The sequence below is a fragment of the Azospirillum formosense genome (assembly GCF_013340925.1).
GTDB lineage: Bacteria > Pseudomonadota > Alphaproteobacteria > Azospirillales > Azospirillaceae > Azospirillum > Azospirillum formosense.
In genome coordinates this window covers 1-22,455 of sequence record NZ_WHOR01000073.1, presented here as the reverse complement: position 1 = coordinate 22,455, position 22,455 = coordinate 1, and the positions used below count along the sequence as shown (strand labels likewise).

Below are 22,455 nucleotides of genomic sequence, written 5' to 3'. Positions count from 1 at the left end.
TCCCCCGTGGGGTAGCCGCTCTCCCCCCCCTCCCCCGCCCCCCCCCCCCTGCAGGGGGGGGGCCCCCCCCCCCCCCCCCCCGAGGGCGGGGGGGGTTGGGGGGGGTGCCAGCCCCCCCCCACCAACCCCCGCCCAGGGGGGGGGGGAAACCCCGCCTTGACCCGCCATCCCGCCGCCGCGGCGCTCCTGGCCGCGCTCTCCGGCCCCGCCCTGGCCGGCCCGCCGGAGCCCGCCGACCCGCTGGCCTCCGTCATGTGGGACGTGCTGCGGCCGGAGCTGTTCGGAACGGCCCCCGTGCAGTTCGACGAGCGGGTGACCGTCACCGCCCCCGACAACGCCGAGAACGCCGCCGCCGTGCCGGTGATGGCCGACGCCACCGCCTTGGGCGCGGTGGAGGAGATGGTGCTGTTCGCCGACCTCAACCCCTTCCCGGTCATCCTGCGCTTCCAGCCGCTGGCGGCGAAGCCGGTGATCGCCACGCGCTTCAAGGTGCAGCAGGCCACACCGCTGCGCGCCGCCGCCCGCACGCCGGACGGGGTGTGGCACATCGGCGGCAAGCTGCTCGACGCGGCGGGGGGTGGCTGCACCGCGCCGCCAGCCACTTACGCCGCCGCCGACTGGGCCGACCATGTGGGCGAGGTGCAGGGCCGTGCCTGGGCGCCTGCCGGTGACGACAAAGCGACGCGTGTCCGCTTCCTCGTCCGCCACCCCATGGACACCGGTCTGGTCGCCGGCATCCCCGCCTATTTCATCGAGGCGCTGACCCTGCGCGACGCCGACGGGCGGGCGCTGGCCCTGCTTCAGACCGCGGAGCCGCTGTCCGAGAACCCCGTCTTTACGCTGGAGGTGAAGCCCGCAGCGGGCGCGCGCAGCCTGACGCTTGACGGGCGCGACAACCAGGGTGGCGAGGTCAAGGCGGTCATCCCGCTGCCCTGGGTGCAGGGAGCGCTGCCATGAGAGCGCTTCTCACCCTTCTTCTGCTGGCCGTCTCCGCCGCGCCCGGCTGGGCCGCCGGTCCGCTGACCTACGCTCTGAAGCCCGTCGCCATCGCTCCGGACACCTGGGTTTTCGAGGGCACGCGGGAGCATTTCACCCGAAGCAACGGCGGCAACATCCTCAACCCCGGCTTCATCGTGACCGACGACGGGGTGATCGTGATCCAGACCGGCCCGTCGCGCCGCTTCGGCGAGGAGATGCGCGCGGCCATCGCCACGGTCACCGACAAGCCGATCCGCAAGGTCTTCATCAGCAACCTGCACCCCGACTATTGGCTGGGCAACCGCGCCTTCGCCGACGTGCCCATCGCCGCTCTCCCCGGCACCATCGAGGGCATCAAGGCCGAGGGGCAAGGGATGACCGAGAACATGTACCGCCTCGTCGGCGACTGGATGCGCGGCACCGAGCCGCTGGTCCCGACGGAGACGGTCTACGGCTCCACCGTCGTCTTCGGCGCGCACCGGCTGCGGCTGATCCCGCTGGAGGGTCACACCGCCGCCGACCTCGCCATCCTGGACGAGACGACAGGCGTGCTGTTCGCCGGCGGAGTCGTCTTTTCCGACCGGACGCCGACCACGCCCCACGCCGACATCGGCCAATGGCTGGCGGCGCTGGACGCCCTGGACGCTCTGGACGTGACGGTTCTGGTGCCCAACCACGGGCGCATCCGCACCGACAAGGTGGCCATCGCCCAGACCCGCGACTGGCTGACGTGGCTGGACCGCACGTTGCGTGAGCGGGCGGAGGCCGGGGCTGACATGGCCGAACTGCTCGACGCGCCGATCCCCGAGCGCTTCGCCGGGATGGGCGTGCTGCGCGAGGAGTACCGGCGCTCCGTCTCGCATCTCTGGCCACGGATCGAGAAGGCCGTGTTGCCGCGGGTCAACTGACCTCCTTCTCAATGAAACGATTTCCGGCGCCAGCAGAACGCTCCGCCCATTCGACTATTTGCCAATGGACCCCAATTGGGGCGCCGGTAAACTGCTTTATTGTCAGAAGGATAGGGGCTTCGCGACGCCGCGTCGCCCCTGCGTCGAACCCCTGATTGTTCCGAAAAGAAGCCGAGGCGGGCGGACGAGGCAGACGGATTCCGCCAATTCGTCTGCGAATGATCATTTGTCTACACATGATCTATGCCCGCGCCTCCGGCTGTCCATTCCCCTGGGAGGCATCCGCACCATGAAGCGTCTCTTCCGAACCTTCCTTCTTGCAAGCGCCATGGCCGCCGGCCTTGGCCTGAACGGCCCCGCATTGGCTGCCGATGGGCCGAGCAACGACGACCTGCTGAACGACGCCAAGTCGACGGGCGACGTCCTGACCTACGGCATGGGTCATCAGGCGCAGCGCTTCAGCCCGCTCGACAAGCTCAACCCGGACACCGTCAAGGGGCTGGTGCCGGTCTGGTCCTTCTCCTTCGGTGGGGAGAAGCAGCGCGGGCAGGAGTCGCAGCCGATCATCCATGACGGCACGATCTATGTCACCGGTTCCTATTCGCGCCTCTACGCGGTGGACGTGAAGACCGGGCAGAAGAAGTGGCAGTACGACCACCGCCTGCCCGAGGGCATCATGCCCTGCTGCGACGTGGTGAACCGCGGCGCCGCGCTCTACAAGGACAAGATCTACTTCGCGACGCTGGACGCCCGTCTGGTCGCGCTGAACAAGGACACCGGCAAGGTCGTCTGGTCGAAGAAGATCGAGGACTACAAGGCCGGCTACTCGGCGACCGCCGCTCCGCTGATCGTCGACGGCAAGGTCATCACCGGCAATTCCGGCGGCGAGTTCGGCATCATCGGCATGGTCGAGGCGCGAGACGCCGAGACGGGTGAGCTGGTCTGGCAGCGCCCGACCATCGAGGGCAACATGGGCACCCTCAATGGCAAGGAATCGACCATGACCGGCGTGATGAACGCCAGCTGGTCGGGCGATCTCTACAAGACCGGCGGCGGCGCCACTTGGCTGGGCGGCACCTATGACCCCGAGACCAAGACGCTGTTCTTCGGCACCGGCAACCCGGCGCCCTGGAACTCGCACCTGCGTCCGGGCGACAACCTCTACACCTCCTCGACGCTGGCCATCGACCCGGCCAACGGCGACATCAAGTGGCACTATCAGACCACGCCGCACGACGGCTGGGACTTCGACGGCGTGAACGAGCTGGTGTCCTTCGACCTGAAGAAGGACGGCCAGACCATCAAGGCCGGCGCCAAGGCCGACCGCAACGGCTTCTTCTACGTGCTGGACCGCACCAACGGGAAGCTGCTGAGCGCCTCGCCCTTCGTCACCAAGATCACCTGGGCCAAGGAGATCGACGTGAAGACCGGGCGGCCGGTCTACAACGACGACAACCGTCCGGGCACCCCGGTCGGTGCCGAGAAGGGCACGTCGGTCTTCGCCGCCCCGGCCTTCCTCGGCGCCAAGAACTGGATGCCCATGGCCTACAGCCCGGCGACCGAGCTGTTCTACGTCCCGGCCAACGAGTGGGGCATGGACATCTGGAACGAGCCGATCACCTACAAGAAGGGTGCGGCCTATCTGGGCGCCGGCTTCACCATCAAGCCGCTCTATGACGACTACATCGGTGCGCTGCGCGCCATCGACCCGAAGACCGGCAAGATCGTCTGGGAATACAAGAACCCGGCGCCGCTGTGGGGCGGCGTGCTGACCACCGGCGGCAACCTCGTCTTTACCGGCACGCCGGAAGGCTACCTGAAGGCCTTCGACGCCAAGTCCGGCAAGGAGGTCTGGAAGTTCAACACCGGCTCCGGCGTCGTCGGCTCCCCGGTCACCTGGGAACAGGACGGCGAGCAGTATGTGGCCGTGGTCTCCGGCTGGGGCGGTGCGGTGCCGCTGTGGGGCGGCGACGTCGCCAAGCTGGTCAAGGACATCAACCAGGGCGGCTCGCTCTGGGTCTTCAAGCTGCCGAAGGCCTGACGGGGAAACCCCGTGCCGTGACCGGACCAGGAAAGGGCGGCCCGAAGGGTTCGGGCCGTCTTTTCTTGCGAATCGCTTGCAACAGGATTTGGAGCGGGATTTGGAACGGAATTGCCTACGATTGGCTGTTTTAGGGAATACCCGTTCCCGTCCTTGCGCATTCTTGAACGGTCCGGCATGATCTCACCCGGAAACGCCCCGAAACGATGAGCGTGGGAACCACGCCATGAGCCGAATTCTGATTGCGGACGATCATCCGCTGGTGCGCGACGCCCTGCGCAGCGCCGTCCTCTATTCCTGCCAGGCGCAGGAAATCCACGAGGCCGGTTGCCTGGACGAAACCATCTCCATCCTCGACTCCATGCACGGCGGCAAGGGGGAGCCGGACCTCGTCCTGCTCGACCTTAACATGCCGGGCATGAACGGGCTGACCGGGCTGATCGCCCTGCGCCGCCGCTTCCCCGCCATCCCCGTCGCCGTCGTCTCGGCGCACGAGGACCGCAAGGTGATGCTGGAGGCGGTGCGCTGCGGCGCCGCGGGCTTCATCCCGAAATCGACGCCGCGGGACGCCATCGCCGGCGCTTTGCGCCAGATCCTGGCCGGGGAGGTCTATCTGCCCGCCTCGGTCGAGGAGGGGGCCGCTGCGGAGGACGAGGAAACAGCGGAGATCGCCCGCCGCCTGTCCACCCTGACGGCGCAGCAACTCCGCGTGCTGGAGATGCTGGGCACCGGCAAGCTGAACAAGGAAATCGCCTATGAGCTGAGCATCACGGAAACCACCGTGAAGGCCCACGTCTCGGCGATCCTGCAAAAGCTGAAGGTCTACAGCCGCACCCAGGCCGTGGTCTTTGCCAACCGCCTGCAACTGGAAAAGGCCCGCTTCGGCATCTGATCCGGCGGGCCTTTTTCCGTTCAGCCCCAACCGTTCAGCGGTTCCGCATCCGCCGCGCGTCCGCGGCGGCGCGCGCCGCCTCCTGCCCCGGATCGCCCCGCCCGAAGCCGAGCGGCACCGGGCCGTCGAGCCAGCCAAAGCCGTCCAGGGCGTGGCCGTCGAACTCCGCCCAATCCGACCAGTCCTTGTCCTTGCTGCGCCGCTTCGCCTCCGCCTTGCGCGTGGCGCGCCGGGCCTCCAGGCCGGGGTCTCGCCGCCCGAGTTGTTCGTCGCGCGTCGTCCGTTCGATGATGACGATGGAGGAGCCGGTGGCTGAATCGCCGATGATCGCCAGATCGCGCGACCGGTCCGCGTGGTTGGGGCCGTGACCGTGCGAGTCGAGGATCACGATCTCCCCGGCGAGCGTCGCGCCGGACAGGAGCGTCAGGCCGGCGCCCAGCAGCAATAGGGGCAGGAACAGGGTGCGCATCGTCGTCTCCGCCGGTGTCATCACAGCGGGACAGACTGCGCCGGGTGGACGGCGGCGGGTGTGAGCCGCTTCACAGTTTCGGCGAAAGAGTCAGGCGAGCAGCCGGAAGGCCGGTTCGGGCCGGGCCAGCAGGTCCGCCCGCACGCGCTCGACCAGCGCGTCGTCGCGCAAGGCGCGCGGCGTTTCCAGCGGCACCTCCGCCGCCACCCGCGTCGGGCCGGGGGCCATCACCAGGATGCGGTCGGCCAGCTGGATCGCCTCGCGCAGATTGTGGGTGACGAACAGCACGGTGGCCGGGGACCGCTCCAGCATCGTCGCGAGAAGGGCGCGCATCCGCTGCGCCGTCGGCTCGTCCAGCGAGACGAAGGGCTCATCCATCAGCAGCAGGCCAGGCTCCACCGCGAAGGCGCGGGCGAGCGCCACCCGCCGCGCCATGCCGCCGGACAGGCGGGCCGGATACTCGTCGGCCACCGCTTCCAGCCCCATGGCGGCCAGCCAGCGCTCCGCCGTGCCGTCGCTCCGCCGCGCCTTGGGCAGCACCAGCGCCACGTTCTGCCGCACCGTGCGCCAGGGCAGCAGGCGGGGCGTCTGGAAGACGCAGCCGAGCACCGGCTCCGGCCCGCCGAAGTCGAGCGTTCCGTCGAAGTCGCGGTCCAGCCCCGCGGCGATGGCCAGCGCGGTCGTCTTGCCGCAGCCGGACGGGCCGACCAGCGCCAGGAACTCGCCGGGTGCAGCCGCCAACGACAGGCCGCGGATGACCTCCCGCCCGGCGAAGCGCTTGGAGCGGATCTCAAGCCTCAGCGCGCACCGGCCGCCACCGGGTGAGCCGGTGCTCGACGGGTTGCAGGACGCAGAGCTCGAGAAGTTGGACGACGGCCACGAAGGCGACGGTGTACGCAAGAATGCCGGCCACATCGAACATCTGGAAGTAGAGGTGGATCTGGAATCCCACCCCGTCGCTGCGGCCCAGAAGCTCGACCACCAGCACGATCTTCCAGATCAGCGCAAGGCCGGACCGCGCCGCCGCGGCGAAGTAGGGGGTGAGCTGGGGCAGCAGCACATGGCGCAGCACGTCGGACCGCGCCATGCGGAAGGTCCGCGCCATCTCGACATACTGCTCGTCGATGGCGCGTGTCCCTTCGCGCAGGACGACGACGACGTTGGGGATCTTGTTGACGGCGACCGCGCCGACCGCCGCCGCCTCGGTCAGGCCGAACCAGACATAGGCGAGCACGATCACGACCAGCGCCGGGATGTTCAGGAACACGGTCAGCCACAGCCCGAACAGCCGATCGGCGGTGGCCGAGCGGCCAAGCAGGATGCCCAGCGCCGAGCCGATGGACATGGCGATGACGAAGGCCGCGGCCATGCGCGCCAGCGTGATCCCCAGATGATGGAACAGCGCGCCGTCCGCCGCCTCGCGGACCAGGACCGTCAGCACGGCGGCGGGGCCGGGCAGGCTGCGGCTGGCCGCCAGCTCGGCGGCGACGGCCCACAGCCCGACCAGCAGAGCCAGCGACAGGACCGGGGCCAGCCGCCGCCACCGCATCAGAAATGGACCCCCGGCCAGAAGGTGCCGTCCGGCAGGGCCATGGCGTCGCCCACCAGCTCCCGCCCGCCGAGCTTGGCCATCAGCCCGTAGAGCCTGGCCGCGGCCTCCCGCTCCTCTTCCGTCCAGCGCTGCGGGATGCCGGCGCGGAACTGGTCGCGCAGCGCCGCCCAGGTGGCCTCGTCCTCCGCCTTCATCAGCGGGCGCAGCCGGTCCCACTCCGCGTCGGATTGCGCCATGATCGCCTTGGCCTTGCGCGAGGCGGCGACGAAGGCGTCGAGCGCCGCCGGGTTGGCCTTGGCCCATCCCTCATGGAAGACGAAGCCGACCGCCGGCACCTGGGCCGACAGCCCGAGGTCCCGCATCATCCCGTCCACCCCGATGACCGTCCGCATCCCCGCCGCCTGGAGACGGGCGGCGTAGGGCCAGAAATTCAGCACCGCGTCCAGCTCCCCCGTCGTGGCCTTCTGGTTCAGCAGCGGCGGGGCGGCGAAGACCGGCGTCGCGACGGTGTCGAGGTCGAGGGCGTAGCGATCGCGGGCCAGCGCCTTCAGCAGCAGCCAGCTCTTGTCGATGGGGGTTCCGGCGACGCCGATGCGCTTTCCCTTGAGGTCGGCGACGGAGGCGATGGGGGAGGCCGCCGGCACCATCAGCGCGCCGACCGCCGCGGAATGCGGGATGAAGGTCAGGTCGGCCCCCGCCGCGCGCTGGCGGGCCACCCACAGCCAGTCGCTGGCGATCATGTCCACCGCGCCGCCCTGCAGGGCGATCTGCGCCGCTTGGCTGCTGGCCAGCTCCATCAGTTTCAGCTCGAAGCCGGCGGCCTCGTCCAGCCGGTGGTGGCGGATGACGTCCAGCTCCCAGCTGACCGTGCCGAATTTCAGCACCCCGATGGTCACCGTGGGCCGGTCCGCCGCATGCGTCATGGAGGCGACGCAGACCAGCGTCAGGACCAGAAACAGCCGGACGAGGGACATCAGGCGCATGGCACCGCCCCTGCGTCAAAAATTGCATTTGTATGAAGGTTGGGCCGCGTCATGGTTGCGCGGTGGACCGGGCGGCGGATTGGCCACCGCCCGTGTCCCATCACAAGGAGGCGTCGAGGATGGAAAAGATCCTCACTCTCCTGATCCTGCTGCTTCGGGTGATCAAGGGCATCCTTGATCTCCTGAACCGCTAAGGATCGGGCCGGGGGGCAGGGGTGGCCAGACCCCTGTCTCCCTAGCCTGATGATGATGCGTCCTGCGGTCGTTTGCAAGGCAGGCCTCTGCGGTGCGGTGGCGCAGCGGAACGCGGGAATCCCACGATGGCGAACGGTGAGCTTAGGCCCCGTCCGCCGATTCCCGGTATTCGACTATCGGGCAACTTGACCCTGTCGGGCACGGGGGGATTTCGTGGATGCTGCAGAACAATGGGGGAGGGAGCGTGGTGCGCGCAGGATGGCTGGGCGCCGCCGGGCTGGCGCTGTTGCTGGCCGGGCCGGCGGGAGACGCCGCGGCAGACATGGTTCCGGTGCCGGACGGCTACCGGATGACCGAATACCGGTCGCCCACCCCGGCCTCGCTGCCCGGGGCCGAGACGGTGGACACGGCGCAGGCCCGTGCTCTGGTGGAGTCGGGTGCGGCTCTTCCCATCAATGTGATGAAACTGGACCGCAGCACGCTGCCCGGCGGCCCGTGGCTGGTGCCGAAGCCCTTTCCGCAAATCCCCGGCAGCGTCTGGCTGCCCAACGTCGGGCTGGGCGCGCTGACGCCGGAACTGGACGGGTATTTCCGGTCCAACCTGGAGCGGCTGACCGGCGGCGACCGCGGGCGCGGCCTGCTGTTCTACTGTCTGGCGGATTGCTGGATGTCGTGGAACGCGGGCAAGCGCGCCCTGGAGATGGGCTACCGCCGCGTCCTCTGGTACCGCGACGGGGCGGACGGCTGGGCCGAGGCCGGCCTGCCGACCGAGGAGGGGAAGCCGGTTGCGGTCGCCGCACCGTAACCGGCTTTTCGATGCTTACTGCTTCAGCGACTTCAGGAAGGCGATCAGATAGTCCTGCTCCGCCGGATCGGTGATGGCGACGTGCCGCATGCGGGTGCCCGGCACGAAATTGTCGTTGCCGGCGATCCAGTGGCGCAGGTTGTCTTCGGTCCAGGTGATGTTGGACGCCTTAAGCGCGTTGGAATAGTCGAAGCGCGGGATCGAGCCGGCCTTGCGCCCGACGACGTTGTACAGGCTCGGTCCGAAGGCGTTCTTGCTGGAATCCAGCGAGTGGCAGGCCGCGCACTGATGGAAGATCTGCTTGCCGGCGGCTTCCTCGGCCGTCTTGGGCTGCGGCCCGCTTTCGGCGTTGGCCGTGCCGGCGGCAAGCAGAAGGGCGGCGGCGATGACGAATCTGGAAACGGTCATGTGAGATGGCTCCCCAGCCAAGACTCCGCGGCGCCGATCGCGGCGGCGGTCGATGCCGTGCATTTTAAGGGGCTGGGTCGGGCCGCCGAATTGGACTTTGGAACAAGCCCGCAAAGGCAATGAGGTTTTGAAGCCGTTTCCGCCGCCTCACGCCCCGTACTGTTCGTCGGTGACCTTCTCCATCCAGTCCACGGCCTTGCCGTCGAGTTGCTCCTGGATGGCGATGTGGGTCATGAACATGGTCGGCGACGCGCCGTGCCAGTGCTTCTCGCCGGGTGGAAACCAGACGACGTCGCCGGGGTGGATCTCCTCGATCGGGCCGCCGTCGCGCTGGACCCGGCCGACGCCGGCGGTGACGATCAGGGTCTGCCCCAGGGGATGGGTGTGCCACGCCGTGCGGGCGCCAGGTTCGAAGGTGACGCTGGCCGCCGCGGTGCGGGCCGGAGCGCTGGCCTGGATGATGGGGTCGATGCGGACGGTGCCGGTGAACCAGTCGGCCGGTCCGGTGACGGATGGCTGCGTGCCAATCCGGGTGATGTCCATGGTCGAATCCTCCGCTCGCTGCCCCAGGTCCGGGGCCGTCTGGCAGAAACAGACGGGGAAGACGGATGTGGCCTTGCGGCGGTCCGTGGAACGGGCAGAGGAGAGGAGGTGGTGCGGGCGGTCGGACTCGAACCGACATATCCGTGAGGACGGCGGATTTTGAGTCCGCTGCGTCTACCAATTCCGCCACGCCCGCACGGTGCCTGCCGGACCCGGCGCTCGCGGCGACCGGTGCCCGCTATATAGAGGGGAAATGGCCCTGGGACAAAGTGTTTTGTGCGGATGCGTCGGCGTGTCTGGCCTAAGCCTGTGGGGCGCGCTAATCTCACCCGCATGATGAACCGCCTCCCCATCGACGATCCGCGCTACACCGCCGGGCTGCTGGCCGTCGCCAGCGCCGGCGTGCTGGCCGCCGCGCTGTTTTTCCAGTTCGTGCTGGGCTACCAGCCCTGCGTCCTGTGCCTGTGGCAGCGCGTGCCCTACGGCGCGGTGATGGCCTTCGGCATCGTCACCCTGCTGTTTCGCCAGTGGCGCGGGCTGGGCGACGCGCTGCTGGTGGCGAGCGGGCTGGCTCTGCTGGCTGGTGCGGGAATCGCCGCCTATCATGTGGGGGTGGAGCAGCACTGGTGGGCCGGTACCTCGGCCTGCGGCGCCGGCGGAGGACGCGCGCCCCAGACGCTGGAGGAATTGCGCGCCCAGGTGCTCGCCGCCCCGGTCACCCGCTGCGACGAAGTGGCGTGGTCGCTGTTCGGGATTTCGATGGCGGGCTACAACGTGGTGATTTCGCTGGCGCTGTCCGCCTTCGCCTTCGTGGCGGCCCGCGCCGCCTACATCCGGACCTCGGTTTCCAGGACCTTCGCATGACCCCGCTCGACAACACCGCCGCTACCGCTGCTGCTCCGTCCACCGGCGAGTCGCCCGCCCCCCGTCCCCGGCCGCGCGGGCGCCTGCCCGGCGACCCGACTCCGGAACAGCGGCTGGCGCGGATCGTGCGTGTGGACCATGCCGGGGAGTATGGGGCCAAGCGCATCTACGAAGGCCAGCTCTCCGTCATGGGCCGGGGCCGGCACGCCAAGACCCTGCGCCACATGGCCGACCAGGAGTTGGAGCATCTCCAGTATTTCGAGAAGCAGCTCGTCGCCCGTCAGGTTCGCCCGACCGTGCTGCAGCCGCTGTGGCATGTCGCCGGCTTCCTGCTGGGTGCCGGGACCGCGGTGATGGGGGAGCGGGCGGCCATGGCCTGCACCGTCGCCGTCGAGCAGGTCATCGACGGCCATTACGAGGCGCAGTTGAAGCACCTCGGCCCGGAAGAGGAGGAGTTGAAGACCTCCATCCTCAAGTTCCAGGCGGAAGAGGTGGAGCATCGCGACATCGGCCTGCTCAACGGCGCGGAGCAGGCCCCGGCCTATCCGGTGCTGTCCGCCGCCATCAAGGCCGGCACCAAGGCGGTCATCTGGGTGGCAGAACGGGTGTGACGGGCACGGGTGTGACGGGCGCGGCTGTGACCGGAGGCGGGCGGAGCGGACTCAGGCGGCCTCGCCGTCCGCTCCGGTTTCTGCTGGGATGGTCGCCGGGGCGGGCGGAGTCCCGTAGATCTCGTCTTCGCTCCGCCCGCAGCCTTCGCAATAGCCATCCTCGCCGATGATGCAGATGCCCACGCAGGGATTCTCGTCGTCCATACCCGATCTTCCTCGGCCCAACCTTCCCGATCGCGGCGTTTCTACATCGGATCGAGTTCGGTGTCCCAATAAAGAAAATCCCGCCAACTTTCGTGAAGGAAGTTTGGCGGGAATGCACGTCCGTTCTCTTGAAGCTGGTAGGCACTCGGCTGGAACGGGGGACTGAGGGGGATCATGCCGCAACTGTGCGGTAGCCTGTTTCCCTTCGCCAGATTGCAGGCCGAGCAGGAGGTGACGACGTTGTCCCAGGTGGTGCGCCCGCCGCGCGACCGTGGGATGACATGGTCGAAGGTCAGTTCCTGCGTGGGGAAGTGGTGGCCGCAATACTGGCAGGTGAAGCGGTCGCGCAGGAAGACGTTGAATCGGGTAAAGGCCGGCCGCCGCGTCGCCGGGATGAACTCCTTCAACGAAATGACGCTCGGCAGCTTGACCTCGAAAGTGGGGGAGCGGACGACGCGGTCATATTCGGAGATGATGTTCACCCGGTCCAGAAAGACGGCCTTGACCGCCTCCTGCCAGGACCAGAGCGACAGAGGGAAGTAGCTGAGCGGCCGGAAGTCGGCGTTCAGCACCAGGGCCGGACAGTGATCGGGTGGTGGAGCCAATGGCCACTCCCTTATCTGAGACGTGTCTGGAACCTTTCTGCTGTTCCGCTCCCCCTTGCGGGATGACACGCCGCCGGGTGACCGGAACACCAGATACATAGTTGATTTATGCTTCGAACTCAATATGTCGCGCCGCACTGCGTCATTTCTTCACGATCCTGTAACCCTTTCGATGGGCGGGGTTCCGGCGTTTCCGGCAGGCCGACAGGATAGCTGTGACATTTGGTTGTGATGCCTTGAACATGCATTTTCCGTCAGCGTGGTTACTGAGCGTTAACCATGCTCTGAGATGGTGACGGCGCCCCAGGAGGACGCTTTCAAAGGGAACATCCATGAGCGCCACGATCATCGACCTTGCCGAGAAGCGCGCCGAGCGCGAGGAGCGCGACCGCCAGCGCCGCATCGACGCCTTCGACCGCGAACTGCGCCGCCGCCTCGCCATGTATCTGGAGGGCGAGGACATCCCGGTCGAGCCGATCAAGGACAACCCCTACATCTGAGCCTTTTTTGCACCCTGGTCCGCGGCGCCCGCAGCCAATGCAGGCCGGGCGCGGTTGGGGTATAAGGCGGGGATGACCGACGTCGTCACCCGCTTCGCGCCGAGCCCGACCGGCCACCTCCACCTCGGGCATGCCCATTCCGCCCTGTTCGGCTGGACCACCGCCCGCAAGGCCGGAGGGCGCTTCCTTCTGCGCATCGAGGACATCGACCCGCAGCGCTGCCGTCCGGAGTTCGACCGCGACCTGCGCGAGGATCTGGCCTGGCTGGGCCTGACCTGGGAAGAGCCGGTGCGCCGCCAGTCGGAGCATCTGGAGGATTACCGAGCCGCCCTGGCTCGGCTTGACGCCATGGGCGCCGTTTATCCCTGCTTCTGCACCCGCAAGGACATCGCCGCCGAGATCGCTCGCGCCGGCCACGCGCCGCACGGGCCGGACGGTCCGCTCTATCCCGGCACCTGCCGCGGCCTGTCGGACCTGGAGCGCCAGGACCGCATCGCCACGGGGGCGGCCTACGCCTTGCGATTGGATGTCGGAAAGGCCATGGCAATGACCGGACCGCTGCGCTGGCACGACCGGCGGCGCGGCTGGCAGGAGGCCACGCCGGGAATCCTGGGCGACGTCGTCCTGGCCCGCAAGGACGCCCCGACGAGCTATCATTTGGCGGTTACCGTGGACGACCATCTTCAGGGTGTGACGTTGGTGACCCGCGGCGAGGATCTGTTTTTCGCGACTCACGTGCATCGCCTGCTTCAGGAACTCCTTCGAGTCGCATCTCCTGATTATCATCATCACTCTTTGATGGTGAACGAGCGAGGGGAGCGCTTGGCCAAGCGCGACAACGCCAAGACCTTGCGATCTCTTCGGGAATCGGGGCGAACGGCGGCGGCGGTGCGCGCCTTGTCCGGCTTTCCGGAAGAGTTATGATCTACCACCAACTGTGTATTACAATGATCGGTGAGCTATCCGTTTGAGGCGGGGCTTCTGGAATCTCCTTCCTCTTGCGCGTATCTTTTGAATCTCGACCGATTGTTTGCCCTGCCCAACGGTTGGCGCCAAACGGACGGCCGGCTTGCAATCCGAAGGAGGCAAGCGATGCGAGAGGAGGAAGAGGCGGAGGACAGCTGTTGCCCCGCCGATCCCGCCGGACTGCGGCGGATCTTCGACACGATCGGCGTGGCGATCGCCCTGCTCGATCGGCAGGGGCGTATTGCCGATCTCAACGCGGCGATGCTGCGCGCCATCGGGTGCCAGCGGGATCTCCTGATCGGACAGCCCATGGCCGGCGCCTTCGTCTGGGGCGGCCGGGAGGACGCGGCGGACCGTTTTGCCCAGGCGGTGGCCGCCGCGGGCCGGGGGCAGGTTCAGGAACTGACCCTGACGGGCGATGGAAACTGGCTCGACATCGCGCTGACGCCGCTTCCGGTGGAGTTCGGCGGAGCGGACGCGGGCATCGTCATGACCGCGACGGACGCCGGCCGCCGCATGGCCGTGGAGGCGCGGCTGCGCGGACGGGAGGACCGCCTGCGCGCCGCGCGGGACGAGGTGAAGCGCGCGGGCCAGACCAAGGTGCGCTTCCTGGCCGCCGCCAGCCATGACCTGCGCCAGCCCGCCCAGTCGCTGACCCTGTTCGGCGCGGTCCTGGCGGAACGGCTGGCCGATCACCCGCAATTGCCTCTGGTCCAGACGATGAACCGGGCGGTCGAGGCGATGCGCGGTCTGCTCGACGCGTTGCTGGACGTGGCCCGGCTCGACTCCGGGATCGTCTCGCCCGACATGGCGCCTTTCGCGGTGGCCGAAATGATGGAGCGTCTCAAGGCCGACTACGGCCCGCGCGCTGCCGCCAAGGGGCTGAAACTGCGGGTGCGCCCGCTCCAGGCGCAGGTCCGCAGCGACGCCGTCCTGCTGGAACGGTTGCTGCGTCACCTGCTCGACAACGCGGTGCGCTACACGGCGTCAGGCGGCGTGCTTCTGGGGTGCCGGCGTCGGGGCATGATGCTGTGCATCGAGGTGGCGGACACGGGCGTCGGCATCCCGACCGACAAGCTCGACGAGATTTTCGAGGAATTCGTTCAGCTCGGCAACGCCGAACGTGACCGCAGCCGCGGCCTCGGCCTCGGGCTGGCGGTGGTGAAGCGGCTGTCGCATCTGCTCGGCCTGCCGGTCCGTGTGCGGTCTCGTCCGGGGCGGGGCACATGCTTTACGGTGGAGGTTCCCTTGCACGCTTCCTGGAATCCCAACGCGACGGAACGCGCGATGCCGTCCTTGGAACGGCCCGGCGCGCTGGCCCTGATCATCGACGACGAGGAGCTGATCCTGCAAAGCCTGCGGCTTGTGCTGGAGCAGTGGGGGTGGGATGTGCTGTCCGCCGCATCGGGGGAGGAGGCTTTGCGCCAGCTCGACGGTGCGGAGCGGCTTCCCGACGTCATCATCGCCGACTACCGCCTGCGCTACGGACGGACGGGGGTGGACGCCATCCGCGACATCCACGCCTTCGCCGGTGACCTCATCCCGGCGATCCTGCTGACCGGCGACACCAGCCCCGACCGCATCCGCGAGGCGCGGCGCAGCGGCTTCACCGTCCTGCACAAGCCGGTCACCCTGTCCGAGCTGTCGTCCCACCTGGAGGAGGCGCGGGGGCGGGCCGCGGCGGAGTGACCGTGGCGGTGACTGCCGAGGCGGCGGCGTCTACCGCCGCAGGCCGGTCACGATCTCCAGATAGTCCGGTTCATCCGGCGTCAGCCAGCCGTGACGGACCATGAAGTCGATGACGACGAGATTCACGTTGAACTTCCAGTCCCTCGTCGAGCGCACCGATTCCGCGACGCGGTCCAGCGGCCACAGCTCGAACCGCTCGACCTCGCCGTCGGTGTTTTGCGGGACGAAATCCGCGTCGAGTTCCAGGTCGTAGAGAAACAGCGTGTCCTGCTTCAGCCCGGCCTCCGTCTCCATGCGGTAGGTGACGGCCCCGACGGGGACGGCGCGGGACGCCAGGGCGGCGTCGATCCCCGCCTCCTCCTGCGCTTCCTTGACGAGGTTCTCCGCCAGCGTCAGGCCGATCGGCTGGCCGCCGGCGATCATGTTGTCGAGCTTGCCCGGCGCCACCTCGCGGTCGCGGGCGCGGCGCCCGATCCACAGCGACAGGCCGCCGTCCGGTTGGCGGACGAAACCGTTGACGTGCAGCCCGTAGGCGGGGGTGCCGAACTGCGCCACCACCGCGCGGTCGATGCGCATCAGCGGCTCCGCTCCCCAGGCCGGCGTGACCGGGTAGAACTCGCCGCGCAGGGCGGAGACCGCTCCCGTTTCGACGAGGAACTGGGCGGCGTGCGCCAGCACCGAGGATCGCGCCTCGAAGTCGCGGACCTCCGGGGCCAGCGTCACCCGGTCGGCGGTGACGACAAAGCCGGGATCGACGCCGGGAAGCTGCTCGGCCAGCGCGTGGCGGACCCAGCCGAGGCGATGGCCTTCCAGCTCGAACGGACGGAAGCCGGAGAGGTCGTGCGCGTTGCACGCGCGGATGTGGTCGAGATAGCTCATGCGACTCCGTGTAGCCCCAGCGCCCCCCGCCGTGCAACCGTTCTTCCGCGAGACGATTCCCACCGGCCAGCGGTGTTGCGAGCCGGTTGCAAAGGACGTACTTGCGGCGTACACACACGGCCTATCGGACTCGGGGGAACAAGGCGATGCCGGCGGCGTTCGGGGATTTTTCGGTTCTGGTGATCGAAGACGAGAGCTTCACCCGGATGGTGCTGGCGAAGATGCTGGCCGCGCTGGGCTTCCGCTCCGTCCATCAGGCCGCCGATGGCGAGGCCGGGCTGGCCGCCGTGCAGACGCACAAACCCGATCTGGTCGTCTGCGACGTGGAGATGCAGCCGATGGACGGGCTGGGTTTCCTGAAGGCGCTGCGGACCAGCCCCGACGCCCGCCACCGCGCGCTGCCGGTGGTTTTCATGACGAACCGCGCTGACCAAAGCCGCATGGACGAAGCCGCGGCCTTGGGCGCCGACACTTTCATCGTCAAGCCGGCCACGCCGGAGTCGCTGAAGGGAACGCTGGGCGCCAAGCTCGGCTGACGACGCATGGCGGTCCAGGACGGCCCTGTCGGTCACACTTTTTCCCCGACCTGTGGCAGGACTGCAAAAACGCGGCCAAGTGCTTGATTCCAGCCGCCTTCCGGAATCCCTACGGATTGTGCGCCGCAATGGCAAAGGCGGCTCACCCAAATTCTGCCTTGTTGATCTGCTGTGATGAGGCTCACCATCCTTCTTTGGAAGGTGTGGACCATGCCCGTCGCCCATGCGTTAATATCCTGAGGCAAGGCGGCGGCGATGGGCATGGAAGCGGGTTGTTAAGGAATATCCGTCACGCTTGCTGTTAACCGTAGCGCCTTAGTTGGTTAAGGCGCATGGATGCACTGGAGGTCGATGGGTGATCGGCAAGGTCCAGCGAGTCCCCGACGAACGGCATCCGGGCCGCGCTCCGGAAGCCGATTGCAAGTCTCAGCCCCGCCGACCTTCGTTCTTCTTGCCGTCCATCCCGCCGGTGTTTGCACCCCGGCCTTTCCGGACAACCCGGCCGCGTGGTCTATTACTGATGACCGGTACGCGCGACCGCCTCTCTTTTCAGGCTATCAAGGCTTTCCTCCTGGAAAGCTCTAGGTCGAGCATTACATTCAGTTTTGAAGCATTCGAGTTTAGCACTCCGAAGGGGGCGCTTCATTTGAACCGCAACTGGATAAAAGGTCTGGCTTTCGACGGTGAGCGGGGGTGCCGCGGGACCGTTGTGTCCGTGACGCCCCAGAGTTCGCACCTGCGGCAGGCGCCGCCCCCGCCGCCCGGGTCCCCCGGCGGCAGCCCCGACGCATCGGACTAAGAGACACGGAGAGCGGAATGTTCCCGGCCGACGAACTGTTCACGCGCTACACACAGTCCTACGAGGGGCGCCGTGAGGTCGAGATGAGCCTCACGGAATACCTCCAGGAATGCCGCGACGACCCGATGATGTATGCCTCCGCGCCGGAGCGCATCCTCGCCGCCATCGGCGAACCGGAAGTCGTCGACACCGCCAAGGACCCGCGCCTTGGCCGCATCTTCATGAACCGGACGATCAAGATCTATCCGGCCTTCGCCGACTTCTACGGCATGGAGGAGACGATCGAGCGGATCGTCGGCTTCTTCCGCCACGCCGCGCAGGGGCTGGAGGAGCGCAAGCAGATCCTGTACCTGCTGGGGCCGGTGGGCGGCGGCAAGTCGTCGCTGGCGGAGCGGCTGAAGTCGCTCATGGAGAAATGCCCGGTCTATGTCCTGAAGGCCGGCAAGGAGATCAGCCCGGTCTTCGAAAGCCCGCTCGGCCTCTTCAACCCGGACGAGATGGGCGACCTGCTGGAGGACCGTTACGGCATCCCGCGCCGCCGCCTGACCGGGCTGATGAGCCCGTGGGCGGTGAAGCGGCTGGACGAGTTCGGCGGCGACATTTCCCGCTTCCGCGTCGTCAAGCTGCATCCCAGCAAGCTGCGCCAGATCTGCGTCACCAAGACGGAGCCGGGCGACGAGAACAACCAGGACATCTCCTCGCTGGTCGGCAAGGTCGACATCCGCAAGCTGGAGGTCTACAGCCAGAACGATCCCGACGCCTACAGCTTCTCCGGCGGCCTGAACCGGGCCAGCCAGGGCCTGCTCGAATTCGTCGAGATGTTCAAGGCCCCGATCAAGATGCTGCACCCGTTGCTGACGGCGACCCAGGAAGGGAACTACGTCGGGTCGGAGAACATCGGCGCCATTCCGTTCCAGGGCATCATCCTCGCCCACTCGAACGAGGCGGAGTGGCAGTCCTTCAAGAACAACAAGAACAACGAAGCCTTCATCGACCGCATCTGCGTCATCAAGGTTCCCTACTGCCTGCGGGTGCAGGAGGAACAGCGCATCTACGACAAGCTGGTCAAGAGCTCCGACCTTGCGACGGCGCCCTGCGCCCCGTCGACGCTGGAGATGCTGGCCAAGTTCTCGGTGCTGTCGCGCATGCGCGACCATCCGAACTCCAGCCTCTACTCCAAGATGCGCGTCTATGACGGCGAGAGCATGAAGGAGACCGACCCCAAGGCCAAGTCCATGCAGGAATACCGCGACCAGGCGGGCGTGGACGAGGGCATGGACGGCATCTCGACCCGCTTCGCCTTCAAGGTTCTGGCCGCGACCTTCAACTACGACTCCAACGAGATCTCGGCCGATCCCGTCCATCTGATGTACATCCTCGAGCAGTCGATCAAGCGGGAGCAGTTCCCCGACGACACCGAGAAGAAGTACATCGAGTTCATCAAGGCCGAGCTGGCGCCGCGCTACGCGGAGTTCATCGGCAACGAGATCCAGAAGGCGTATCTGGAATCCTACAGCGACTACGGGCAGAACCTGTTCGACCGCTATGTGGATTACGCCGACGCGTGGATCGAGGACCAGGACTTCAAGGACCCGGACACCGGCCAGCTGATGAACCGCGAGCTTCTGAACCAGGAGCTGACCAAGATCGAGAAGCCCGCCGGGATCGCCAACCCGAAGGACTTCCGCAACGAGGTCGTCAAGTTCGCGTTGCGCGCGCGGGCGGCGAACGCCGGGCGCAACCCCTCCTGGACGTCCTACGAGAAAATCCGTGAGGTGATCGAGAAACGCATGTTCTCCCAGGTGGAGGATCTGCTTCCGGTCATCAGCTTCGGGTCCAAGAAGGACGGCGAGACCGAGAAGAAGCACAACGAGTTCGTGTCGCGCATGATGTCGCGCGGCTACACCGAGCGGCAGGTCCGCCGGTTGGTCGAGTGGTACATGCGCGTGAAGCAGGCCGGCTGACGGCCCGCTTCGCCACACGAGCGTGAACGGGTAGGAGGGGCTCCCCCTTGATGAACATCATCGACCGTCGCCTGAATCCGCAAGGCAAGAGCCTGGCCAACCGCCAGCGTTTCCTGCGCCGTGCCAAGGAGCAGGTGGTGAAGGCGGTGCGGGATGCCTCCGGCAAACGCGGCATCCAGGACATCGAAAACGGCGAGAAGGTGACCATCTCGACCGGCGGCGTGCGGGAGCCCTCCTTCCACCGCTCCGGGGCCGGCGGCGTGCGCGACTACGTCGTGCCGGGCAACAAGGAGTATGTGGAAGGAGACACCATCGCGCGGCCCGAGAGCGGCGGCGGCCGAGGCGGCAACGAAGGCAGTCCGGACGGAGAGGGCGACGACGATTTCCGCTTCGTCCTGTCCCGCGAGGAGTTCCTGGACATCTTCCTGGAGGACCTGGAGCTTCCCGACCTCGTCAAGCAGAAGGTCAAGCAGACGGAGTCCCACTCGCTGACGCGGGCGGGTTACTCGGTGACCGGGTCTCCGGCCAACCTGAACCTCGTCCGCACCATGCGCAACAGCCTCAGCCGGCGCATCGCGCTGAAGCGCCCCAAGCCGGCGGAGATGCTGGAACTGGAGGCGCTCCTGCGCGAGGCGGAGGACCGCGGCGAGGATCCCGAGAAGCTGCGGGAGATGCGCGACCAGTTGGAGCGGCACTATCTCCGCTCCAAGCGCATCCCCTTCATCGACCCGATCGACGTCCGCTACAACCGGTTCGAGACGGTGCCGAAGCCCATCGCGCAGGCGGTCATGTTCTGCCTGATGGACGTCTCCGGCTCGATGACCGAGCACATGAAGGATCTCGCCAAGCGCTTCTTCATGCTGCTGTTCCTGTTCCTGAAGCGGCGCTACCGCTCGGTCGACATCGTCTTCATCCGCCACACCCACGAGGCCAAGGAGGTGGACGAGGACACGTTCTTCTACTCCACCGAGACCGGCGGCACCGTGGTCTCCACGGCGCTGGAGGAGATGCAGCGCATCGTCAAGGAGCGCTATCCGGAGAACGAGTGGAACATCTACGCCGCCCAGGCGTCGGACGGCGACAACATGTCGTCGGACAACGCGCGGTCGGCGGGTCTGCTGCGGGACGGCATCCTGCCGCTGTGCCAGTATTTCGCCTACATCGAGGTGGCGGCGGAGCACAACATGGGCCTGTCGGCGCTGGGCCGCGAGACGGAGCTGTGGCGGACCTACAAGACGGTCCAGGGGCCGGATTTGCCGATCGCCATGCGCCGCGTCCGCTCCCGCCGGGAGATTTTTCCGGTCTTCCGCGACCTGTTCGCCCGCGAGAAGGCGGGGGCCTGATTTCCAGCCCCCTCCCCAACCCTCCCCCGCTGGCGCGGGAGAGGGGGCCGCTTCCCTCCACCGCGCAGCGGGGGAGGGTCAGGGAGGGGGCGACGGCCGCCACCGCGAGGCCGCACCAAAGAATCGGGGCCGACACCCCGCAGAGTTTGAGAGGATGTGAGGCATGAGCGCTGTGATCGACAAGACCGACAGCCTGCTCTACGACGGGGCGGACTGGGATTACGACCAGATCAAGCGCGTCTACGACGCCATCGAGGACATCGCCCTGAAGGACATGGGCCTCAACGTCTATCCCAACCAGATCGAAGTCATCACCGCCGAGCAGATGCTCGACGCCTATTCGTCCATCGGCATGCCGCTGATGTACAAGCACTGGTCCTTCGGCAAGCATTTCGCCCGCGACGAGATGCTCTACCGCAAGGGCTACCGGGGCCTCGCCTACGAGATCGTCATCAATTCCAGCCCCTGCATCAGCTACATCATGGAAGAGAACACCATGACGATGCAGACGCTGGTGATCGCCCACGCCGCCTTCGGCCACAACCACTTCTTCAAGAACAACCAGCTGTTCCAGCAGTGGACGGACGCCGAGGGCATCCTCGACTATCTGGAATTCGCCAAGTCCTACATCGCCCAGTGCGAGGACCGCTACGGCCACCATGCGGTGGAGCGGGTGCTCGACGCTGCCCACGCGCTGATGAACCAGGGCGTGCACAAGTACCCGAAGAAGCGCAGCCTCGACCTGCGGCTGGAGCAGAAGCGCGAGCGGGAGCGGCAGGAGTACCAGGAGCAGACCTTCAACGACTTGTGGCGCACCGTGCCGAAGGCCGCCGTCGGCGGCAACCGCCCGTCCAAGTCGGTGTCGGAGCGCAAGAAGCTGCTCGGTCTGCCGGAAGAGAACCTGCTGTACTTCCTGGAGAAGAAGGCCCCGCGGCTGGAGCATTGGCAGCGCGAGATCCTCCGCATCGTCCGCCACATGGCCCAGTATTTCTATCCGCAGAAGCAAACCAAGCTGATGAACGAGGGGTGTGCGACCTACACCCACTACACCATCCTGAACGAGATGCACCGGCGCGGGATGATCAGCGAAGGCGCGATGCTGGAATTCCTGCATTCGCACACCTCGGTGGTGTTCCAGCCGGAGTTCGACGACCAGCGCTTCTCGGGCATCAACCCCTACGCGCTGGGCTTTGCGATGATGCAGGATATCCAGCGCATCGCCGAGAACCCGACCGACGAGGACCGCTACTGGTTCCCCGACCTCGCCGGGCGTGGCGACGGCATGGGCGCCCTGCGCGACGCCTGGGCCAACTTCCGCGATGAGAGCTTCGTCCTCCAGTATCTCAGCCCGCACCTGATGCGGAAGTTCAAGATGTTCAGCGTGCGCGACGACGCGGAAGACCCCTATCTGCTGGTCGAGAACATCCACAACGAGCGCGGCTACCGCGGCATCCGCAAGCTGCTGGCGCGGCAGTACGACCTCGGCTTCCTGGAGCCGGACATCCAGATCGTCGACGTCGATCTGGCCGGCGACCGCAAGCTGATCCTGCACCACCGCGTGACCAACGGCGTGCTGCTGGACGAGAGCGACGCCAAGGCCGTGCTGCGCCACATCGCCAACCTGTGGGGCTACGAGGTCCAGCTCGTCGAGGTGTCGGCCCTGTCCGATGCCATCCTGAAGGAGCACGCCGTCACCGCGCCCAGCGGCATCGGGGGGTGAT

24 protein-coding genes and 1 tRNA gene are annotated in these 22,455 nt (G+C 67.3%); 14 read left to right on the top strand and 11 right to left on the bottom strand.

The window, feature by feature from the left end:
- Nucleotides 1-156 precede the first annotated feature (156 nt).
- The 4 genes from GBZ26_RS12155 (at nt 157) to GBZ26_RS12140 (ending at nt 4,819) form a co-directional block, all read left to right on the top strand.
- The gene (locus GBZ26_RS12155; protein ID WP_174439067.1) at nt 157-957 is read left to right on the top strand and encodes a quinoprotein dehydrogenase-associated SoxYZ-like carrier; all 801 of its coding nucleotides are present in this window, start codon (nt 157-159) and stop codon (nt 955-957) included.
- Nucleotides 954-1,886, top strand: coding sequence for a quinoprotein relay system zinc metallohydrolase 1 (locus tag GBZ26_RS12150; protein WP_174439066.1), 933 nt, complete (start codon nt 954-956; stop codon nt 1,884-1,886). The genes GBZ26_RS12155 and GBZ26_RS12150 overlap by 4 nt, the downstream gene beginning before the upstream one ends.
- Nucleotides 1,887-2,175: 289 nt before the next feature.
- Nucleotides 2,176-3,927 (top strand): methanol/ethanol family PQQ-dependent dehydrogenase, encoded by a 1,752-nt coding sequence (locus GBZ26_RS12145; RefSeq protein WP_174439065.1) that lies wholly within the window; start codon nt 2,176-2,178, stop codon nt 3,925-3,927.
- Nucleotides 3,928-4,153: 226 nt separating this feature from the next.
- Nucleotides 4,154-4,819 carry a response regulator gene (locus tag GBZ26_RS12140; RefSeq protein WP_014241328.1) on the top strand — a complete coding sequence of 222 codons (666 nt, stop codon included), beginning with the start codon at nt 4,154-4,156 and terminating at the stop codon, nt 4,817-4,819.
- A 34-nt stretch (nt 4,820-4,853) separates the two neighbouring features.
- On the opposite strand, the gene GBZ26_RS12135 is transcribed toward GBZ26_RS12140, so the two are convergent.
- The 4 genes from GBZ26_RS12135 to GBZ26_RS12120 all read right to left on the bottom strand — a co-directional run bounded on the left by GBZ26_RS12135 (nt 4,854) and on the right by GBZ26_RS12120 (nt 7,823).
- A complete protein-coding gene (locus GBZ26_RS12135; RefSeq protein ID WP_174439064.1) occupies nt 4,854-5,288 on the bottom strand; it encodes a hypothetical protein in 435 nt (144 codons plus the stop codon).
- Between the two features lie 90 nt (nt 5,289-5,378).
- Nucleotides 5,379-6,029: an ABC transporter ATP-binding protein gene (locus GBZ26_RS12130; RefSeq protein WP_246653650.1), complete on the bottom strand. Its 651-nt coding sequence runs from the start codon at nt 6,027-6,029 to the stop codon at nt 5,379-5,381.
- A gap of 49 nt (nt 6,030-6,078) precedes the next feature.
- Nucleotides 6,079-6,837, bottom strand: a complete 759-nt coding sequence (locus GBZ26_RS12125; RefSeq protein WP_174439062.1) for an ABC transporter permease — start codon at nt 6,835-6,837, stop codon at nt 6,079-6,081.
- A complete protein-coding gene (locus tag GBZ26_RS12120; RefSeq protein WP_174439061.1) occupies nt 6,837-7,823 on the bottom strand; it encodes an ABC transporter substrate-binding protein in 987 nt (328 codons plus the stop codon). The genes GBZ26_RS12125 and GBZ26_RS12120 overlap by 1 nt, the downstream gene beginning before the upstream one ends.
- Nucleotides 7,824-8,235: 412 nt before the next feature.
- On the opposite strand from GBZ26_RS12120, the gene GBZ26_RS12115 reads away from it, so the two are divergent.
- On the top strand, nt 8,236-8,823 hold the full coding sequence (locus tag GBZ26_RS12115; protein ID WP_211104715.1) for a PQQ-dependent catabolism-associated CXXCW motif protein: 588 nt from the start codon (nt 8,236-8,238) through the stop codon (nt 8,821-8,823).
- Nucleotides 8,824-8,838: 15 nt separating this feature from the next.
- Here the strand turns inward: GBZ26_RS12115 and GBZ26_RS12110 are convergent, their stop codons facing one another.
- The 3 genes from GBZ26_RS12110 to GBZ26_RS12100 all read right to left on the bottom strand — a co-directional run bounded on the left by GBZ26_RS12110 (nt 8,839) and on the right by GBZ26_RS12100 (nt 9,970).
- Complete coding sequence (locus tag GBZ26_RS12110; protein ID WP_137103422.1) at nt 8,839-9,231, bottom strand: c-type cytochrome; 393 nt, start codon at nt 9,229-9,231, stop codon at nt 8,839-8,841.
- A gap of 147 nt (nt 9,232-9,378) precedes the next feature.
- The gene (locus tag GBZ26_RS12105; RefSeq protein ID WP_174439060.1) at nt 9,379-9,774 is read right to left on the bottom strand and encodes a (R)-mandelonitrile lyase; all 396 of its coding nucleotides are present in this window, start codon (nt 9,772-9,774) and stop codon (nt 9,379-9,381) included.
- A gap of 109 nt (nt 9,775-9,883) precedes the next feature.
- A tRNA-Leu gene (locus tag GBZ26_RS12100) sits at nt 9,884-9,970 on the bottom strand.
- A 137-nt stretch (nt 9,971-10,107) separates the two neighbouring features.
- Here GBZ26_RS12100 and GBZ26_RS12095 point away from each other — a divergent pair.
- Nucleotides 10,108-10,638 (top strand): disulfide bond formation protein B, encoded by a 531-nt coding sequence (locus GBZ26_RS12095; protein WP_174439059.1) that lies wholly within the window; start codon nt 10,108-10,110, stop codon nt 10,636-10,638.
- Nucleotides 10,635-11,249 (top strand): demethoxyubiquinone hydroxylase family protein, encoded by a 615-nt coding sequence (locus GBZ26_RS12090; protein WP_174439058.1) that lies wholly within the window; start codon nt 10,635-10,637, stop codon nt 11,247-11,249. Before GBZ26_RS12095 ends, GBZ26_RS12090 begins: the two co-directional genes overlap by 4 nt.
- 51 nt (nt 11,250-11,300) lie before the next feature.
- On the opposite strand, the gene GBZ26_RS12085 is transcribed toward GBZ26_RS12090, so the two are convergent.
- Both GBZ26_RS12085 and GBZ26_RS12080 read right to left on the bottom strand, forming a co-directional pair.
- A complete protein-coding gene (locus GBZ26_RS12085; RefSeq protein WP_174439057.1) occupies nt 11,301-11,453 on the bottom strand; it encodes a DUF1289 domain-containing protein in 153 nt (50 codons plus the stop codon).
- 41 nt (nt 11,454-11,494) lie between these two features.
- A complete protein-coding gene (locus GBZ26_RS12080; RefSeq protein WP_038526361.1) occupies nt 11,495-12,058 on the bottom strand; it encodes an HNH endonuclease in 564 nt (187 codons plus the stop codon).
- Nucleotides 12,059-12,390: 332 nt separating this feature from the next.
- Here GBZ26_RS12080 and GBZ26_RS12075 point away from each other — a divergent pair, with 332 nt between their 5' ends.
- From GBZ26_RS12075 to GBZ26_RS12065, 3 genes are all read left to right on the top strand, one after another.
- Complete coding sequence (locus GBZ26_RS12075; RefSeq protein ID WP_014241314.1) at nt 12,391-12,558, top strand: hypothetical protein; 168 nt, start codon at nt 12,391-12,393, stop codon at nt 12,556-12,558.
- 72 nt (nt 12,559-12,630) lie between these two features.
- A complete protein-coding gene (gene gluQRS, locus GBZ26_RS12070) occupies nt 12,631-13,482 on the top strand; it encodes a tRNA glutamyl-Q(34) synthetase GluQRS (protein ID WP_174439056.1) in 852 nt (283 codons plus the stop codon).
- A gap of 168 nt (nt 13,483-13,650) precedes the next feature.
- Entirely contained in the window at nt 13,651-15,213 is a 1,563-nt protein-coding gene (locus GBZ26_RS12065) for a hybrid sensor histidine kinase/response regulator (protein ID WP_174439055.1), read from the top strand.
- 30 nt (nt 15,214-15,243) lie between these two features.
- On the opposite strand, the gene GBZ26_RS12060 is transcribed toward GBZ26_RS12065, so the two are convergent.
- A complete protein-coding gene (locus tag GBZ26_RS12060) occupies nt 15,244-16,092 on the bottom strand; it encodes a DUF4743 domain-containing protein (RefSeq protein WP_174439054.1) in 849 nt (282 codons plus the stop codon).
- Between the two features lie 146 nt (nt 16,093-16,238).
- On the opposite strand from GBZ26_RS12060, the gene GBZ26_RS12055 reads away from it, so the two are divergent.
- Complete coding sequence (locus GBZ26_RS12055) at nt 16,239-16,628, top strand: response regulator (protein ID WP_174439053.1); 390 nt, start codon at nt 16,239-16,241, stop codon at nt 16,626-16,628.
- A 32-nt stretch (nt 16,629-16,660) separates the two neighbouring features.
- On the opposite strand, the gene GBZ26_RS12050 is transcribed toward GBZ26_RS12055, so the two are convergent.
- Nucleotides 16,661-16,891 (bottom strand): hypothetical protein, encoded by a 231-nt coding sequence (locus tag GBZ26_RS12050; RefSeq protein WP_174439052.1) that lies wholly within the window; start codon nt 16,889-16,891, stop codon nt 16,661-16,663.
- A 553-nt stretch (nt 16,892-17,444) separates the two neighbouring features.
- Here GBZ26_RS12050 and GBZ26_RS12045 point away from each other — a divergent pair.
- From GBZ26_RS12045 to GBZ26_RS12035, 3 genes are all read left to right on the top strand, one after another.
- A complete protein-coding gene (locus GBZ26_RS12045) occupies nt 17,445-19,391 on the top strand; it encodes a PrkA family serine protein kinase (RefSeq protein WP_174439051.1) in 1,947 nt (648 codons plus the stop codon).
- A 50-nt stretch (nt 19,392-19,441) separates the two neighbouring features.
- Nucleotides 19,442-20,734: a YeaH/YhbH family protein gene (locus tag GBZ26_RS12040; RefSeq protein ID WP_041811201.1), complete on the top strand. Its 1,293-nt coding sequence runs from the start codon at nt 19,442-19,444 to the stop codon at nt 20,732-20,734.
- A 163-nt stretch (nt 20,735-20,897) separates the two neighbouring features.
- Nucleotides 20,898-22,454: a SpoVR family protein gene (locus tag GBZ26_RS12035; protein WP_174439050.1), complete on the top strand. Its 1,557-nt coding sequence runs from the start codon at nt 20,898-20,900 to the stop codon at nt 22,452-22,454.
- Nucleotide 22,455: the final 1 nt, after the last annotated feature.

Bases quoted from the DNA above. Each gene is read 5' to 3' on its own strand.
- GBZ26_RS12150 (WP_174439066.1), top strand. From the start codon at position 954: ATGAGAGCGCTTCTCACCCTTCTTCTGCTGGCCGTCTCCGCCGCGCCC.
- GBZ26_RS12145 (WP_174439065.1), top strand. From the start codon at position 2,176: ATGAAGCGTCTCTTCCGAACCTTCCTTCTTGCAAGCGCCATGGCCGCC.
- GBZ26_RS12140 (WP_014241328.1), top strand. From the start codon at position 4,154: ATGAGCCGAATTCTGATTGCGGACGATCATCCGCTGGTGCGCGACGCC.
- GBZ26_RS12135 (WP_174439064.1), bottom strand. From the start codon at position 5,288: ATGCGCACCCTGTTCCTGCCCCTATTGCTGCTGGGCGCCGGCCTGACG.
- GBZ26_RS12125 (WP_174439062.1), bottom strand. From the start codon at position 6,837: ATGCGGTGGCGGCGGCTGGCCCCGGTCCTGTCGCTGGCTCTGCTGGTC.
- GBZ26_RS12120 (WP_174439061.1), bottom strand. From the start codon at position 7,823: ATGCGCCTGATGTCCCTCGTCCGGCTGTTTCTGGTCCTGACGCTGGTC.
- GBZ26_RS12115 (WP_211104715.1), top strand. From the start codon at position 8,236: ATGCTGCAGAACAATGGGGGAGGGAGCGTGGTGCGCGCAGGATGGCTG.
- GBZ26_RS12110 (WP_137103422.1), bottom strand. From the start codon at position 9,231: ATGACCGTTTCCAGATTCGTCATCGCCGCCGCCCTTCTGCTTGCCGCC.
- GBZ26_RS12105 (WP_174439060.1), bottom strand. From the start codon at position 9,774: ATGGACATCACCCGGATTGGCACGCAGCCATCCGTCACCGGACCGGCC.
- GBZ26_RS12095 (WP_174439059.1), top strand. From the start codon at position 10,108: ATGATGAACCGCCTCCCCATCGACGATCCGCGCTACACCGCCGGGCTG.
- GBZ26_RS12090 (WP_174439058.1), top strand. From the start codon at position 10,635: ATGACCCCGCTCGACAACACCGCCGCTACCGCTGCTGCTCCGTCCACC.
- GBZ26_RS12085 (WP_174439057.1), bottom strand. From the start codon at position 11,453: ATGGACGACGAGAATCCCTGCGTGGGCATCTGCATCATCGGCGAGGAT.
- GBZ26_RS12075 (WP_014241314.1), top strand. From the start codon at position 12,391: ATGAGCGCCACGATCATCGACCTTGCCGAGAAGCGCGCCGAGCGCGAG.
- gluQRS (WP_174439056.1), top strand. From the start codon at position 12,631: ATGACCGACGTCGTCACCCGCTTCGCGCCGAGCCCGACCGGCCACCTC.
- GBZ26_RS12065 (WP_174439055.1), top strand. From the start codon at position 13,651: ATGCGAGAGGAGGAAGAGGCGGAGGACAGCTGTTGCCCCGCCGATCCC.
- GBZ26_RS12060 (WP_174439054.1), bottom strand. From the start codon at position 16,092: ATGAGCTATCTCGACCACATCCGCGCGTGCAACGCGCACGACCTCTCC.
- GBZ26_RS12055 (WP_174439053.1), top strand. From the start codon at position 16,239: ATGCCGGCGGCGTTCGGGGATTTTTCGGTTCTGGTGATCGAAGACGAG.
- GBZ26_RS12050 (WP_174439052.1), bottom strand. From the start codon at position 16,891: ATGCCCATCGCCGCCGCCTTGCCTCAGGATATTAACGCATGGGCGACG.
- GBZ26_RS12045 (WP_174439051.1), top strand. From the start codon at position 17,445: ATGTTCCCGGCCGACGAACTGTTCACGCGCTACACACAGTCCTACGAG.
- GBZ26_RS12040 (WP_041811201.1), top strand. From the start codon at position 19,442: ATGAACATCATCGACCGTCGCCTGAATCCGCAAGGCAAGAGCCTGGCC.
- GBZ26_RS12035 (WP_174439050.1), top strand. From the start codon at position 20,898: ATGAGCGCTGTGATCGACAAGACCGACAGCCTGCTCTACGACGGGGCG.